This is a genomic window from Roseateles sp. FW305-36, assembly GCF_058787015.1.
In genome coordinates, this window is record NZ_JBYSZK010000022.1 from 100,749 (window position 1) to 115,569 (window position 14,821).

Here is a 14,821-nt window from a genome sequence, read left to right on the forward strand (position 1 = left end):
CGATGCAGACTGCGTTTGACGAAATGAACGCCGCGGGGCCCCTGACCCGCGCCCACTACGAGTCCTACGCCCGCTGGCTGGCCGACCAGCCCGAGTCGTTGATGCGGGAGCGGCGCGAGCAGGCCGAGCTGATCTTCCGCCGCGTCGGCATCACCTTCGCCGTCTATGGCGACAAGGATTCGGGGGAGGGCACCGAGCGCCTCATTCCCTTCGACCTGATCCCGCGGGTCATTCCTGCCAGCGAGTGGACCTCCATGCAGGCCGGGTTGGCCCAGCGCGTGACGGCGCTGAACCGCTTCATCCACGACGTCTATCACGACCAGGAGATCCTGAAGGCCGGCATCGTGCCCGCCGACGAGATCCTCAACAACGCCCAGTTCCGCAAGGAGATGATGGGCGTGGACGTGCCGGGCAATGTCTACAGCCACATCGCCGGCGTCGACATCGTGCGCGCCGGCAATGCCGACGGCTCGGGTGACTACTACGTGCTGGAAGACAACCTGCGCGTGCCCAGCGGCGTGAGCTACATGCTCGAGAACCGCAAGATGATGATGCGGCTCTTCCCCGAGCTCTTCGTCAACCACCGCATCGCGCCGGTGGCCCACTACCCCGACCTGCTGCTGGACACCCTGCGCAGCGTGGCGCCATCGGGCGTGTCCGACCCGACGGTCGTCGTGCTGACGCCGGGCATGTACAACTCGGCCTACTTCGAGCACGCCTTCCTGGCCCAGCAGATGGGGGTGGAACTGGTCGAGGGCCAGGACCTCTTCGTCGACGGTGGCTTCGTCTACATGCGCACGACGCGGGGGCCGAAGCGCGTCGACGTCATCTACCGCCGCCTGGACGACGACTTCCTCGACCCGCAGGTCTTCCGCGCCGACTCGCAGCTGGGCTGCGCGGGCCTGGTCAATGCCTACAAGGCGGGCAAGGTGACGCTGTCCAACGCCATCGGCACGGGCATCGCGGACGACAAGTCCATCTACCCCTATGTGCCGAAGATGGTCGAGTTCTATCTCGGCGAGAAACCCATCCTGCAGAACGTGCCGACCTATGTCTGCCGCGAGAAGGAGGACCTGGCCTACACGCTGGCGCATCTCTCCGAACTGGTGGTGAAGGAGGTCCATGGCGCCGGCGGCTACGGCATGCTGGTGGGCCCGGCCGCCACCCAGGACGAGGTCGAGGCCTTCCGCGCCCGCCTGCTGGCCAACCCCGGCAACTACATCGCCCAGCCGACGCTGTCGCTGTCGACCTGCCCGACGTATGTCGAATCGGGCATCGCGCCCCGTCATATCGATCTGCGACCCTTCGTGCTGTCGGGGTCGTCGGTGCGCATGGTGCCGGGCGGGTTGACACGGGTGGCGTTGAAGGAGGGCTCCTTGGTGGTGAACAGCAGCCAGGGCGGTGGGACGAAAGACACCTGGGTGCTGGAGGACTAATAGATGCTGTCAAGAACCGCAGATCACCTCTGTTGGATGTCCCGCTACATCGAGCGGGCCGTTCAAGCGCACAGCGCTTGTGCCGAAGGCAAAACACGGCGACGCGCGTCAGCGCGTGCGGTGTTCTCGGCCAACGATTCGGAGTCGAAGCATGCTGTCTAGGACTGCTGACCATCTTTATTGGATGTCCCGCTACATCGAGCGTGCCGAGAACACCGCGCGACTGCTTGATATCGCGTACCAGACCTCCCTGCAGCCGCAATCGGCCGACGAGTCCGAGCAGACCTGGCGCAGCCTGGTGTCCATCTCCGAGTTGAACACCCTCTTCGCCGGCAAGTACTCGGTCATCAACGGGCGCAATGTCATGGAGTTCATGGTGGCCGACGAGAGCAATCTCTCGTCCATCTTCAACTGCCTGCGGGCCGCCCGCGAGAACGCGCGGGCCGTGCGCGGGTCGCTGACGACCGAGGTCTGGGAGACCATGAACCAGACCTGGCTGGAGTTCCGCCGCCTGCTGCGCGAAGGCGCCCTGCAGCGTGACCCCTCGCAGTTCTTCGAGTGGGTCAAATACCGCAGCCATCTGTCGCGCGGCGTGACGGTCGGCACCATGCTGCAGGACGAGGCCTTCCACTTCATCCGCATCGGCTCCTTCCTGGAGAGATCCGACAACACGGCGCGTCTGCTGGACGTCAAGTTCTACCGCCAGGAGCAGACCCAGACCGAGCACGACGCCGCGCGCGACTTCTATTACTGGTCGGCCGTGCTGCGTTCGGTGTCGGGCTTCGAGATCTACCGCAAGGTCTACAGCAATGTCATCCAGCCCGACAAGGTCGCCGAACTGCTGATCCTGCGGCCCGACATGCCGCGCTCGCTGTCGCACTGCATCACGCGCATGCAGGCCAACCTCAAGCGCGTGGCCAATCCGCAGTCGGGCGAGACGCTGAGGCGGGTCGGCCGCCTGGAAGCCAAGCTCGCCTTCGGCAGCATCGACGAGATCCTGGCCGAGGGCCTGCACCCCTTCCTGGACGGCTTCCTCGCCGAGGTGTCGGACCTGGGTGACCGCATCAGCAAGGACTTTCTCGTGTGAACGGGGCATGCGCATGAACAACCATCACCAGCGGGCCGAGCGCCGGGCCGCCCCAAGCCGGCCCGCATCCCCTCGGGGGATCGGCCGACGTAACCGTCGGACGAGGGGCTGACATGTCTATCCACGTCGCGCTGAAGCACGTCACGCGCTACAAATACGACCGGCCGGTCAGCCTCGGCCCCCAGGTCGTGCGCCTGCGCCCGGCGCCGCATTGCCGCACGCCGGTGCTGAGCTATTCGCTGCGCATCGAGCCCGCCGATCACTTCATCAACTGGCAGCAGGATCCCTTCGCCAACTACCTGGCGCGGCTGGTCTTCCCCGAGAAGACGACCGAGTTCACCGTCACGGTCGACCTGGTCGCCGAGATGGCGGTCTACAACCCCTTCGACTTCTTCCTCGAGCCGCACGCCCAGAAGTTCCCTTTCGCCTATGACGAGGCCCAGCAGGTCGAGCTGGCGCCCTATCTGCAGGTCGAAGCCGCCACGCCGCTGCTGGCCGCCTATCTGAAGGACATCCCGCGCACCGAGCGCGCCACCATCGACTTCATCGTCGACCTCAACCAGCGCGTGCAGAACCGCGTCTCCTACCTGATCCGCATGGAGCCCGGCGTGCAGACGCCGGAGGAGACGCTGGAAAAGGGCTCGGGCTCCTGCCGCGACTCGGGCTGGCTGCTGGTGCATCTGGCCCGCCACCTGGGCCTGGCCGCGCGCTTCGTGTCCGGCTATCTGATCCAGCTGACGCCCGACGAGAAGGCGCTCGACGGCCCCAGCGGCACGACGGTGGACTTCACCGATCTGCATGCCTGGTGCGAGGTCTATCTGCCGGGCGCCGGCTGGATAGGCCTGGACCCCACCTCGGGTCTGCTGGCCGGCGAAGGCCATATCCCGCTGGCCGCCACGCCCACGCCGGGCAGCGCGGCGCCCATCAGCGGCGGCGTCGACAAGAGCGAGGTGGAGTTCGACCACGAGATGAGTGTCACGCGCATCTATGAGTCGCCGCGCGTGACCAAGCCCTACACCGAAGAGCAATGGGCCGAGGTGCTCCAGCTCGGCGCCCAGGTGGACCGCGAACTCGTCGCCGGCGATGTACGCCTGACCATGGGCGGCGAGCCCACCTTCGTCGCCATCGACGACCGCGATGCGCCCGAATGGAATACCGAGGCCCTGGGCCCCACCAAGCGCCTCTATGCCCAGCAGTTGACGCACAAGCTGCGCGATGAATACGGCCAGGGTGGCTTCCTGCATTTCGGCCAGGGCAAGTGGTATCCCGGCGAGCAATTGCCGCGCTGGGCCCTGTCCATCTACTGGCGCGCCGACGGCCAACCCTGCTGGCGCAACCCCGACTGGTTCGCCGACGAGCGCGAGGGTCACGCCTACACCAGCGAGCATGCCCAGAAGTTCATGAGCGCGCTGACCCGGCGCCTGGGCCTGCCCGACAGGCATGTCCAGCCGGCCTATGAAGACACCTTCTACTACCTGTGGCGCGAGCGTCGCCTGCCGGTCAATGTCGACCCCTTCGACTCGCGCCTGGATGACGAGATGGAGCGGGTGCGCCTGCGCCGCATCTTCGACCAGGGGCTCTCGCACGTCGTCGGCTATGTGCTGCCCCTGCGCCACGCCGGCCAGCCCTCGCTGAGCGGGCCGCGCTGGCAGACGGGCCCCTGGTTCTTCCGCGACGAACGCCTCTATCTCCATCCCGGCGACTCGCCGATGGGCTGGCGCCTGCCCCTCGATTCGCTGCCCTGGGTCAGCAAGGGCGACTACCCTTATCTGATCGAGCAGGACCCGTTTGCGCCGCGCGGCATGCTGCCCGCGGCGGCGGCGCTGCGCGTGCAGACCCTGGGCGTCACATCGGCCGGGCCCGTCGCAGGCCTGCGCTCCGGGGGCCGGCCGGGCGTCGCCGGCGCTGGCGCCGGAACGGCCAACGCCATGGCGCCATCGGCGCCGGCCCGCTTCGAGAGCGCCCACGACATCACGCGCACGGCGCTGTGCGTCGAGGCCCGCGATCCGCGCCGCGCCAACGGCCCCGCCGCCGAAGGCAAGGGCAGGGCCAGTGGCGTGCTCTACGTCTTCATGCCGCCGCTGGAGAAGCTCGAACACTATCTGGAACTGCTGGCGGCGGTCGAAGCCGCCTGCGAGGACACCGGCTACAAGATCGTGCTGGAAGGCTATCCACCGCCGCGCGACCCGCGCCTGAAGCTGCTGGCCGTCACGCCCGATCCCGGCGTCATCGAGGTCAACATCCACCCGGCCCACAACTGGGGCGAGTTGGTCGCCCACACCGAATTCCTTTACGAAGCCGCGCGGCTGACGCGGTTGTCGAGCGAGAAGTTCATGATCGACGGCCGCCACAGTGGCACCGGCGGCGGCAACCACTTCGTGCTCGGCGGCGCCACGCCGGCCGACTCGCCCTTCTTGCGGCGGCCCGCGCTGCTGGCCTCGCTGCTGGCCTATTGGCACAACCACCCCTCGCTGAGCTATCTGTTCAGCGGTCTCTTCCTCGGCCCGACCAGTCAGGCGCCGCGGGTGGATGAGGCCCGCAACGATCAGTTGCGCGAGCTGGAGATTGCGCTGGGCGAAATCCACAAGCTGGGCGACGACGCGCCGCCGTGGCTCATCGACCGCACGCTGCGCAATGTGCTGGTGGACGTGACCGGCAACACCCATCGCAGCGAGTTCTGCATCGACAAGCTCTATTCGCCGGACTCGTCGACGGGGCGCCTGGGCCTGCTGGAGCTGCGTGCCTTCGAGATGCCGCCGCATGCGCGCATGAGCATCGTGCAGCAGTTGCTGCTGCGCGCCCTGGTCTCGCGTTTCTGGAAGCAGCCCTACCGTGCACCGCTGGTGCGCTGGGGCACGGAGCTGCATGACCGCTGGCTGCTGCCGCACTTCATCCGCGACGATTTCGCCGACGTCATGCAGGACATGCAGGACGCCGGCTACGCGATGGACGCGGCCTGGTTCGCGCCCCACTACGAGTTCCGCTTCCCCAAGTATGGCGAGTTCGCCTCACGCGGCGTGCATGTGACGCTGCGCGGCGCGCTGGAGCCCTGGCATGTGATGGGCGAGGAAGGCTCGGCCGGCGGCACGGTGCGCTATGTGGACGCCTCGCTGGAGCGGCTGGAAATCCACGTCAGCGGCCTGGTCGACCCGCGCCATCGCGTCACGGTCAACGGCCAGCCCGTGCCGCTGCAGCCCACGGGCCGCGTCGGCGAGTTCGTCTGCGGCGTGCGCTACCGCGCCTGGCTGCCACCGTCGGCCCTGCATCCCACCATCGGCATCCATGCGCCGCTGACGGTCGACCTGGTCGACACCTGGCAGCAGAAGTCGCTGGGCGGCTGCCGCTACTTCGTCGCACACCCGGGCGGGCGCAACTACGCGACGCTGCCGGTCAACGCCTACGAGGCCGAAAGCCGCCGCCTGGCGCGCTTCACCGCCCACGGCCACACGCCGGGACGTGTCGAAGTGCAAGAGCCGCAGCGAAGCCTGGAGTTCCCGTTCACGCTGGACCTGCGCAAAGTATCCTGAACGGATGCATATCGAGATTGAACCCGGCGTCCGCCTCTTCGTCGACATCGAGGGCCTGGGCTACGAGCCCAACGGCCCGGAGTTGCGCCAGAAGCCGACGCTGATCCTCATCCACGGCGGCCCGGGTTTCGACCACACCGCCTTCCGCCCCTTCTTCAGCCGCTTCACCGACCTCTGCCAGGTCGTCTACTTCGACCAGCGCGGTCATGGCCGCAGCGACCCGAGGCCGGCGGACGAGTGGGTGCTGGACGTCTTCGCCGACGACGTCGTGAAGCTCTGCGATGCCCTCGGCGTCAGCAAGCCCATCGTGCTGGGCCAGAGCTTTGGCGGCTTCGTCGCCCAGCGCTACCTGGCCCGCCACCCCGGGCATCCCAGCAAGGTCGTGCTGTCCAGCACCTCGCACCACTTCGGCCTGGAACGCAAGATCGCCCGCTTCGGCGCCCTGGGCGGGCCCGACGCCGCCGCGGCGACGCGCGAGTTCTGGGAGAACCCCGGCCCGGCCAGCTGGGCGGTCTACGAGAAGCACTGCCGCCACCTCTACAACACCCGGCCCAAGAACCCGAACGCGGGCGGCTGGATGATGTTCAGGCCCGAGATCCTGTTCACCCACACCCGCACCGAGCTGCGCGACATGGACCTGCGGCCGGGCCTGGCGAAGGTGCAGTGCCCGGTGCTGGTGATGGCCGGCGAGGAAGACCCCGTCACGCCGCCGCAGGACGCCGAGGAGATCGTCGCGGCCCTGCCGGCGCCATGTGTGCAGTTCGAGCGCTTTGCCGGCGTCGGCCATGGCGCATGGCGTGACGACCCCGAGGCTGCCGAGCGCGTGCTGCGGGCCTTCCTGGCCTAGCTTCTCTAGGGAGCCGGCGTGGCCAGCGGCTTGCCCTTCTCCAGCACGTAGACGCCGATCAGGCGCGTCGTCGCCTCCGTGGCGTTGTGGGCCGCATGCACCGTGCCGGCCGGCACGACGAAGGACTCACCGGCCTTGACGATGCGCGGCGGTTGGCCATCGATCAGCAGCTCGACCTGGCCCTCGGCCACGTAGCTGATTTCGTCGCCGGGATGCGTGTGCCGGGCGGCCATCGCACCCGGCGCCAGTTCGACCCGGGCGACGATGGCCTCGCGGCCCGGGACCGACACGTCGGCGCGACCCACCACCGTGCGCGTCAGGCCGTTGGCCTGGGCGAACAGGCCGCCCGCGACGGCCAGGGCGGCGAGGCCCAGGCTCCACTTCAGAACTCGTTGCTGCATGAGACAGATCTCCGAGACAGGAATAGGGGCGGCCAGTATGCGCCGTCGGTGTTTGCTCATGGGTGAGTGGCGCGGACATTGCTCGACAATGCCCTTTCGCCTTCCACGCGCCGCATGACCGCATCGACCCGCCTCGCCCATGTCTGAGCTCACTCCCAGCCAATGGAGCCTGCTCCCCGACGAGCCCGAGGAGGTGCTGGCGCCCGACCCGCTGGCCATGGCCCTGTCGGCCGCCCTGCGCAGCCGCGATGGCCATTTCTACGAGCTGACCGGCCAGGTCAACCAGCCCGGCGAGCCCCAGGGCGGCCTGAGCGAACGCTGGCAGCGCTTCTTCGCGGCGGGCGGCTCGGCCGGCTGGCAGGAGCTCAGCGCCAAGGCCCTGCGCGTGCAGCGCCGCGTGCTGGACGACGGCGCCAGCTACAACGTCCACAGCGATGCCCCGCCCCTGCCGGGCCAGGATGAACGGGATGGCGCGCCGCTGGCCCGCCACTGGCCGCTGGAGCTCTTGCCCATGCTGATCGAGCCGCAGGAGTGGCGCGAGATCGAGGCCGGCATCGCCCAGCGCGCCCGCCTGCTGGACGCCGTCATGGCCGACACCTATGGCGAGCGCCGTCTGCTGCAGCAGGGCCTGCTGCCGGCCTCCCTGGTGCTGGCCCATCCGCAATACCTGCGCGCCATGCACGGCAGCGCGGCGCGTGGCGACGTGCACCTGCATGTGCTGGCCTTCGACCTGACGCGCTGCGCCGACGGCCACTGGTGGGTGGTCGGGCAGCGCACGCAGGCCGCGTCGGGCCTGGGCTATGTGCTCGAGAACCGCCTCATCATTGCCCAGCAATTTCCCGAGGCCTTCCGCCAGATGGCCGTGCAGCGCCTGGCCGCCAGCTACCGCGACTTCATCCAGACGCTGACCAGGCTGTCGCCCGCCGGCGAGCGCAGCCGCGTCGCCCTGCTGACGCCGGGCCCGCGCAACGAGACCTATTTCGAGCAGGCCTTCCTGGCGCGTTACCTCGGCATCACCCTGGTCGAAGGCGCCGACCTGACGGTGCGCGCCGACAAGGTCTATCTGAAGACCCTGGCTGGCCTGGAGCGCGTGCATGTGCTGCTGCGCCGCGTCGACGACACCTGGCTGGACCCGCTGGAGCTGCGCCCCGACTCCATCCTCGGCGTGCCGGGCCTGCTGCAGGCCGCGCGCGCCGGCGAGGTCATCATCGCCAATGCACCGGGCTCGGGCTGGCTGGAAAGCCCCGGCCTGGCCGCCTTCTGGCCCGGCGTGGCCGAGACCCTGCTGGGCGAGGAATTGAAGCTGCCCGCCATCCAGAGCTGGTGGTGCGGCGAGGAGAGCGCTTGGGGCAAGCTGCGGCCGCGGCTGGCCGAGTTCATCGTCGTCGCCACCTTCTCGGCCAGCAGCACGACGCGCAGCTTCGCCCCTATCGTCGCCGCCGAGCTCAGCGATGAGCAACTGCGCGAACTGGCCGAGCGCATCGACGCCGACCCCACCGCCTACACCCTGCAGGCCCGCGTCAAACCGACCAAGCAGCCGGTGTGGACGCGCGGCGCGCTGGAGCCGCGCGTGGCCGTGCTGCGCGTCTTCGCCATGACCGACGGCCAGGGCGGCTGGAAGGTGCTGCCCGGCGGCCTGACCCGCGTGGCGCCGCGCCGCGACCCGCTGGCCGACGCCTGGCTGTCCATCCAGCGCGGGTCACTCAGCGCCGACACCTGGGTCATGACCGACGGCGAGGTCGATCCGACATCCCTGCTGGCGCCGCGCCTGGAGGCCGCCGACCTGCGCGACGTGCACTGGACCGTGACCAGCCGCGCCGCCGAGAACCTGTTCTGGCTGGGCCGCTACACCGAGCGCGCCGAGAACAGCGCCCGGCTGGCCCGCTACGTCATCGAGGCCAGCGTCATGGTGCAGCGCGGCGCCATGCCGCCGCCCATGCTGCCGCTGCTGGACGCGCTGGCGCGCCGCCACGGCCTGGTCGGGCCCGAGGCGCCGCATGCCTTTGACGACCCGCGCGGCTTCGAGCGCGCCCTGCTGACGGCCCTGCTGCCCAGCTCCGGCGTCACCAGCGTGGGCTGGAATCTGCGCGCCCTGCAGGGCTGCGCCCAGGCCCTGCGCGAGCGCCTGTCGCCCGAGGCCTGGCGATTGATCCACGAGACGGCGGCCCAGTTCGAGCAGCATCTGCGCGCCGTGCTGGACCGTCCCGGCCCCAACGCCTCGGTCACCGACGTGCTGAACGTGCTGGCCCGCGCCGACACCCATCTGGCGGCCATCACCGGCGCCCAGACCGACCGCATGACGCGCGACGATGGCTGGCGGCTGCTGTCCATCGGCCGCCAGCTCGAGCGCCTGTCCTTCCATGCCGAGGTGCTGGCCGAGACGTTTGAACAGGGGCTGGCCTTGACCGAGGACGGTTTCGCGCTGCTGCTGGGCGTGTTCGACTCCACCATCACCTACCGCGCCCAGTTCCAGGCCCGCCGCGAGACGGCGCCGCTGCTGCATCTGCTGGTGCACGACACCGACAACCCGCGCTCGCTGGGCTGGGTGGCGCGCACCATGCGCGAGCGCTTCACCAAGCTGGCCCGCCACGACCCGGGCTGGGCGGCCGAGATCGCCGCCGACCTGCCCGTGCCCGAGGCCTGGTCGTTGGCCGAGCTGTCCGCACCGGGGCCGGCCCTGGTCGAGCATCTGCAGCGCGCGGCGGCCCAGGCGGCCGAACTGTCCAGCCTGATCAGCCAGCGCTATTTCGCCCATGTCATCGGTGCGGAGCAACGCGTATGGCAATGAAGCTGTCCGTCCACCACGTCACCGAGTACACCTACGACGACTCGGTGGAATGGGCCCACCACGCCGCCTGCCTGGCGCCGCGGGACACGCCCTGGCAGGACGCCAGCGGCTGGCAGCTCAGCATCGATCCCCTGCCCGACGGCTGGGGCGTCGAGGGCCTGGAGCTGGACGCCACCGAGCTGGCCCGTCATCTGCGCCGCGACCCCTGGGGCAACCGCCATCTCAGCTTTGGCCATGCGCGGGTGCATGAGAAGCTGGTCGTCGACAGCCGCTTCATCGCCGAGCTGCAGGACCGCCCGCCGCCGGACGCCCTGCGCGGCCCCGACTGGGAGGCGGTCGCCCAGGGCCTGCGCTACCGCGCCGGCCGCGCCCTGCAGGAGGCGGATGAGTTCGCGCTCGCGTCCACCTATGCCGCGCCCGATGCCACGCTGGCCGCCTACGCGCGCCGCGCTTTCACCCCCCGCCGCAGCGTGGCTGCCGGCGGGTTGTCGCTGATGCACCAGATCCATGCCGACCTGCGCTATCTGCCGCAGAGCACGACGGTGGCGACGCGCGCCGCCGACGCCCTGGCCCAGCGCAGCGGCGTCTGCCAGGACTTCGCCCATGTCTTCATCGCCGCCTGCCGCTCGCTGGGCCTGGCGGCGCGCTATGTGTCGGGCTATCTGCTGACCCGCCCGCCCCCCGGAAGCCCCAAGCTGGTCGGCGCCGATGCCTCGCACGCCTGGGCCGAGCTGTGGTGTCCCGAGCAGGGCTGGCTGGCCCTGGATCCGACCAATGCCGTGCCGGCGGGCCTGGACCATGTCACCCTGGCCTGGGGGCGCGACTATGCCGACGTGGCACCGCTGCGCGGCGTGCTGCGCGGCGGCGGCGTGGCGACGCTGCGGGTGAGTGTCACCGTCGAGCCCGTCGACGGCTAACGCCAGTCTTCCAGGACTTCGGCTTCGTCGGCGGCCTCCAGGTCGCGCACGACGACGCTGGCCAGTTCGCGGCCTTCGCTGTCCCGATGCACGACGACGCTGATCTCGGCCTCGAAGGGGCGGCCGTCGGGGCGGCGCATGCGGATGCGGCCCTGGGCGCGACCGTGGGCGGCGCGCCGGGCCAGCAGAGCGGCCAGGCGCGGGTCTTCGAGGTCGAGGATCTCGGCGCGCTTGCTGGCGATGAGTTCGGCTTCGCTGCGGCCGAAGAGTCGCTGCGCCGCCGGGTTGGCCGCGATGATGCCGCCGCCGGGATGGATCTTGAAAACCGGCAGCAGGCCGTGGTCGAAGAAGGCGCGCCACTGGACCGCGTCGGCGTCGGCTTCGAGGGTCGCGGCGGGTTGCCGGGGGGGCCGCGCCAACAAGGCCAATGAAGCAGCGCAGGCCAGGCCGGCCAGCACCAGGGCCAGCGTGCCCTCGTCGGCGTCCTGCCAACAGGCCAGCGCGGGCGGCGCCAGTTCGACGCGCCAGACCCGGTCGGCCACCGGCAATTCGAAGCTGACGGCCGGCGTCGTCGGCGCGGCGGCGGGGGCGCTGTCGAAGACCGGCATGGGGCTGTCCGCGTCGGTCACGCGCACGCGGGCCGTGAGGTCGGCGGGCAGGGCGCTGCGCACCAGCTCCGCGCTGCGAAAGGCGATCCCGACGACGCCGGTGGCGGCCGCGCGACGCGCCTGCACACTGGCGGGCAGGCGGCCGTCGCGATAGGTGGCGGCGCGCACGACGATGCTGGTCAGCTCGGGGTGGTTGGGGCGGTGGCGGTCGCGTGCCAGCAGCAGCGGCGCGGTGGCGACGAGATCACCGGCAGCGATGGCGCGCTCGACGGCCAGGCGGTAGTGCTGGCCGGGATCGTAGAGGTCGTAGCCGTCGTTGGTGGCATCGGCCGGGACCTGGTGGCGCAGCAGCATGTATTCGGGCCGCTCGCCGGGTGGCTGGATATCGAAGCTCGGGTGTCCGGCGGCATCGGCGCTGCGGTCGCCACGCACCCGCTGCAGATAGGCCGTGAGGCCGCCGGCGTCGACGCGCTCGGCGACGAAGCTCAGGATCAGGCCGGGGTAGCGGCCCGAGCCGAGCACGCTGCTGGCATACCGGGCGAAGCGGGCGTCATCCAGCGGCACCGGGCCGCTCGCGGCCAAGCGCAGGGCGGGCAGCAGGTCGAGCTGGCTGCGCACGGCGGCAGCCAGCGACAGCCGCAGCATCTCGGCGCGTTGCGCGACCAGGGCCTGGCGTTCGGTGGCATTGCGCTGCACGGACCAGGCCGCAAGGGCCAGCGTCAGTGCGCAGCCGGCCGCGAACAGCAGGCCCGGCAAGGCCCGGTGGGCAGGGGATGTGGCACGCGTGTCGGGCTGGGCCAGAGCTGTCTCCCGGAGCTGGCAGGGCCATGCCGGCTGGGCTAACGCCTCGATGTGCTGACATGGTGGCCCGATGATAGAGCGGCCGCGGCAGGGCCTGCGCGGCCCATTGCCATGGCATTCGCAGCCCTAGGCTTTCAGCAAGGGCAGCACCGACACGACCATCAGCGCCGCGGCTCCCCAGTTGAAGGCCTGCAGCGCGCGCGGGCGGTGCAGCCAGCGGCGCATCTGCTCACCCAGCAGGGCCCAGGAACCGCAGCAGGGCAGGTTGACGAGGACGAAGACCGCGGTCAGTGCAGCGATGCCGAGTTCGGCATAGGCCGTCACGGCCGTCAGCGCCATGGCCCAGGCCTTGGGATTGATGACCTGGAAGAGAGCCGCGGCGCCAAAGCCCATGGGCCGGCCCTGGGCGTCGCCCGCCGCGCTGGGCGGCGGTGCCGTGGCGACCTTGAAGGCCAGATAGAGCAGATAGGCGAGGCTCGCCCACTTCAACACGTCATGCAGGCCGGGCCAGCGCGTGAAGGCCTGGCCCAGGCCCAGGCCGACGAGCACCAGCATGACGCCAAAGCCGAAGCTGATGCCCAGCAGATGCGGCAGGCTGCGCCGCCAGCCGAAGCGGGTGCCCGAGGCCAGCAGCATCAGGTTGTTGGGGCCCGGGGTGATGGAGGTGACGAAGGCGAAGCCGGTCAGGGCGATCAAGGTGGCGCTGGTTTCCATGGGGCGCAACTCTAGGCAGGCGCGGCTCGAATGGGCTTGCGTTCTGCGGTGGGGGAATCGCCAGATGTGCAATCATCTGCCGTCATGGATGCGATTGACGACAAGATATTGCGCGAGCTGGTCAAGGACGGGCGCGTCACCAATGCCGAGCTGGCCCAGCGCATCGCGCTGAGCCCCTCGGCCTGCCTGCGCCGCGTGCAGGAGCTGGAGCGGCTCGGCGTCATCAAAGGCTACCGGGCGGTGCTGGACCCGGCGCGCCTGGGCCTGGGCTTCGTCGCCTATGTGGCCATCGGCCTGTCGCGCCACACCCTGGACGAGCAGCTGGGCTTCGAGCAGGCCATGCGCGACTGTCCCGTCGTGCGCGAATGCCACAACGTGACGGGCTCGTTCGAGTACCTGCTGCGCGTGGAGGTGACCGACCTGCCGGCCTACAAGCGCTTCCATGCCGACGTGCTGGGGGGATTGCCCCAGGTCAGCATGATCACGAGCTATATCGTGATGGACTCGCCGAAGGATGAGCGGGGGTGATGGATGCGGCTGTGGCGGCAGCGGCCACGGCTGACGGCGGAAGCAGCCTTTGACCAGCTGCTATCGAACCGGAGGGGAAGAAGATCGGCGGCTGATGGGCAGCCGCGAGCCTGACCGATTGCGTTCAGCCGTGCCGTTTGGCGTTGGCTGCAACAGCGGGTCAGGCAGCAACCTGCACGTCATTCCGCGAACCTCACGACAAGGGCTTGATAGATGTGGCGGCGCGTCGACGAGCCATGCCGACAACGGCAAAAGAGGCGGCAACAAACAAGAGACTGAAGGCGATGGCCGCTGATGAGTTGCCAGACTCAGCAGCCAGCGCAACCGCTGCCAGGCATAGGATGAGCGCCGACAACTTGGAGCACCACCAAGTCGACACTGTCAATCGTCCGACCGCTCGCTGACGCAGCCCGTAGAGAGTGGAGGCCACCTTGACCACAAGGCTGGTAGCAAGAATCCACGAGGACGCGGCACGCGCAGTGAGCGTGAAGAAATCGAACTGGAAGATGACGTCAGACGACACGGTCATGCGGCCTACGTCTGAATTCAGCGGCGCCGCTAGGCGTCCGCTGGAATGATGGGCTGGGCCGCAAAGTCTTCATGATGAGTCCCGATCGTCGGTTGCTGTGCAATAGACCTGATGGCCAACGCGACCGACAGGACGCGAAAGATCGCAGTTCAGGCGGATGGCGGACGGCGCATAGCCAACACTGAAGTCCACGAAACCCGAGTAGACGTTGCCAGCGCTGCGAATTTCCACTGTGTAGCCGTAGAGCGGATCGCCAATGAGAGTTGCCGTGAGTAGCAGCTTACGAATGGATTCGGTGTTGAATCGGCCATCTGGACCCGCGATGGCTGCGCGGACTTCACTCGAGACATGTGCACTGACGCGGATCTCAGCCCCGCCGGCGGGCTTGCCGTCTTGCATAACGACACCGCTAATCGTCGGTGCGTAGTAGCGCATGTTCGGGAATGGAACACAGCCGGCCAGCCCGAGCGTCCCGATCAACGGAAGAAGTAGGCGAGCGCCACGCATTCTTTGCGGCTCAACGTTGGATTTCAGCGGCCGCCGCAGGTGGTCTGCTGGAATGAATACGAAGGGACTTCCCACCTTCTGGCCCCGGCGCCGAGGCGCCAAGATTGATGGTGCGAATCGTCAATCTGCAG

13 protein-coding genes are annotated in these 14,821 nt (G+C 69.2%); 8 read left to right on the forward strand and 5 right to left on the reverse strand.

Annotated elements, in window-relative coordinates:
• The first annotated feature begins 2 nt into the window (after positions 1 to 2).
• The 5 genes from AC3WOE_RS28615 to AC3WOE_RS28635 all read left to right on the forward strand — a co-directional run bounded on the left by AC3WOE_RS28615 (position 3) and on the right by AC3WOE_RS28635 (position 6,897).
• Positions 3 to 1,436, forward strand: coding sequence for a circularly permuted type 2 ATP-grasp protein (locus AC3WOE_RS28615; protein ID WP_492695549.1), 1,434 nt, complete (start codon positions 3 to 5; stop codon positions 1,434 to 1,436).
• A 3-nt stretch (positions 1,437 to 1,439) separates the two neighbouring features.
• Positions 1,440 to 1,598 (forward strand): alpha-E domain-containing protein, encoded by a 159-nt coding sequence (locus AC3WOE_RS28620; protein WP_492695551.1) that lies wholly within the window; start codon positions 1,440 to 1,442, stop codon positions 1,596 to 1,598.
• Positions 1,588 to 2,523, forward strand: coding sequence for an alpha-E domain-containing protein (locus AC3WOE_RS28625; RefSeq protein WP_492695553.1), 936 nt, complete (start codon positions 1,588 to 1,590; stop codon positions 2,521 to 2,523). Before AC3WOE_RS28620 ends, AC3WOE_RS28625 begins: the two co-directional genes overlap by 11 nt.
• A gap of 113 nt (positions 2,524 to 2,636) precedes the next feature.
• The gene (locus AC3WOE_RS28630; RefSeq protein ID WP_492695555.1) at positions 2,637 to 6,050 is read left to right on the forward strand and encodes a transglutaminase family protein; all 3,414 of its coding nucleotides are present in this window, start codon (positions 2,637 to 2,639) and stop codon (positions 6,048 to 6,050) included.
• A gap of 4 nt (positions 6,051 to 6,054) precedes the next feature.
• Entirely contained in the window at positions 6,055 to 6,897 is an 843-nt protein-coding gene (locus AC3WOE_RS28635) for an alpha/beta fold hydrolase (RefSeq protein ID WP_492695557.1), read from the forward strand.
• A 5-nt stretch (positions 6,898 to 6,902) separates the two neighbouring features.
• On the opposite strand, the gene AC3WOE_RS28640 is transcribed toward AC3WOE_RS28635, so the two are convergent.
• A complete protein-coding gene (locus AC3WOE_RS28640) occupies positions 6,903 to 7,298 on the reverse strand; it encodes a cupin domain-containing protein (protein WP_492695559.1) in 396 nt (131 codons plus the stop codon).
• Between the two features lie 139 nt (positions 7,299 to 7,437).
• Here AC3WOE_RS28640 and AC3WOE_RS28645 point away from each other — a divergent pair, with 139 nt between their 5' ends.
• Positions 7,438 to 10,086 (forward strand): circularly permuted type 2 ATP-grasp protein, encoded by a 2,649-nt coding sequence (locus tag AC3WOE_RS28645; protein ID WP_492695561.1) that lies wholly within the window; start codon positions 7,438 to 7,440, stop codon positions 10,084 to 10,086.
• A complete protein-coding gene (locus tag AC3WOE_RS28650; protein ID WP_492695563.1) occupies positions 10,083 to 11,003 on the forward strand; it encodes a transglutaminase family protein in 921 nt (306 codons plus the stop codon). The genes AC3WOE_RS28645 and AC3WOE_RS28650 overlap by 4 nt, the downstream gene beginning before the upstream one ends.
• Here AC3WOE_RS28650 and AC3WOE_RS28655 read toward each other — a convergent pair.
• On the reverse strand, positions 11,000 to 12,367 hold the full coding sequence (locus AC3WOE_RS28655; protein WP_492695565.1) for a CHASE domain-containing protein: 1,368 nt from the start codon (positions 12,365 to 12,367) through the stop codon (positions 11,000 to 11,002). The two genes, AC3WOE_RS28650 and AC3WOE_RS28655, sit on opposite strands and share 4 nt — an antisense overlap.
• 171 nt (positions 12,368 to 12,538) lie before the next feature.
• Positions 12,539 to 13,126 carry a LysE family translocator gene (locus AC3WOE_RS28660; RefSeq protein ID WP_492695567.1) on the reverse strand — a complete coding sequence of 196 codons (588 nt, stop codon included), beginning with the start codon at positions 13,124 to 13,126 and terminating at the stop codon, positions 12,539 to 12,541.
• A gap of 84 nt (positions 13,127 to 13,210) precedes the next feature.
• Here AC3WOE_RS28660 and AC3WOE_RS28665 point away from each other — a divergent pair, with 84 nt between their 5' ends.
• Complete coding sequence (locus tag AC3WOE_RS28665; RefSeq protein WP_492695568.1) at positions 13,211 to 13,654, forward strand: Lrp/AsnC family transcriptional regulator; 444 nt, start codon at positions 13,211 to 13,213, stop codon at positions 13,652 to 13,654.
• A gap of 193 nt (positions 13,655 to 13,847) precedes the next feature.
• On the opposite strand, the gene AC3WOE_RS28670 is transcribed toward AC3WOE_RS28665, so the two are convergent.
• Entirely contained in the window at positions 13,848 to 14,183 is a 336-nt protein-coding gene (locus AC3WOE_RS28670; protein WP_492695570.1) for a hypothetical protein, read from the reverse strand.
• Positions 14,184 to 14,252: 69 nt separating this feature from the next.
• Positions 14,253 to 14,618 carry a transthyretin-like family protein gene (locus AC3WOE_RS28675; RefSeq protein ID WP_492695572.1) on the reverse strand — a complete coding sequence of 122 codons (366 nt, stop codon included), beginning with the start codon at positions 14,616 to 14,618 and terminating at the stop codon, positions 14,253 to 14,255.
• Positions 14,619 to 14,821 lie beyond the last annotated feature (203 nt).

Excerpts from the sequence above, each read along its gene's own strand:
- AC3WOE_RS28615 (WP_492695549.1), top strand. The coding sequence starts at position 3 with ATGCAGACTGCGTTTGACGAAATGAACGCCGCGGGGCCCCTGACCCGC.
- AC3WOE_RS28620 (WP_492695551.1), top strand. The coding sequence starts at position 1,440 with ATGCTGTCAAGAACCGCAGATCACCTCTGTTGGATGTCCCGCTACATC.
- AC3WOE_RS28625 (WP_492695553.1), top strand. The coding sequence starts at position 1,588 with ATGCTGTCTAGGACTGCTGACCATCTTTATTGGATGTCCCGCTACATC.
- AC3WOE_RS28630 (WP_492695555.1), top strand. The coding sequence starts at position 2,637 with ATGTCTATCCACGTCGCGCTGAAGCACGTCACGCGCTACAAATACGAC.
- AC3WOE_RS28635 (WP_492695557.1), top strand. The coding sequence starts at position 6,055 with ATGCATATCGAGATTGAACCCGGCGTCCGCCTCTTCGTCGACATCGAG.
- AC3WOE_RS28640 (WP_492695559.1), bottom strand. The coding sequence starts at position 7,298 with ATGCAGCAACGAGTTCTGAAGTGGAGCCTGGGCCTCGCCGCCCTGGCC.
- AC3WOE_RS28645 (WP_492695561.1), top strand. The coding sequence starts at position 7,438 with ATGTCTGAGCTCACTCCCAGCCAATGGAGCCTGCTCCCCGACGAGCCC.
- AC3WOE_RS28650 (WP_492695563.1), top strand. The coding sequence starts at position 10,083 with ATGAAGCTGTCCGTCCACCACGTCACCGAGTACACCTACGACGACTCG.
- AC3WOE_RS28660 (WP_492695567.1), bottom strand. The coding sequence starts at position 13,126 with ATGGAAACCAGCGCCACCTTGATCGCCCTGACCGGCTTCGCCTTCGTC.
- AC3WOE_RS28665 (WP_492695568.1), top strand. The coding sequence starts at position 13,211 with ATGGATGCGATTGACGACAAGATATTGCGCGAGCTGGTCAAGGACGGG.
- AC3WOE_RS28670 (WP_492695570.1), bottom strand. The coding sequence starts at position 14,183 with ATGACCGTGTCGTCTGACGTCATCTTCCAGTTCGATTTCTTCACGCTC.
- AC3WOE_RS28675 (WP_492695572.1), bottom strand. The coding sequence starts at position 14,618 with ATGCGCTACTACGCACCGACGATTAGCGGTGTCGTTATGCAAGACGGC.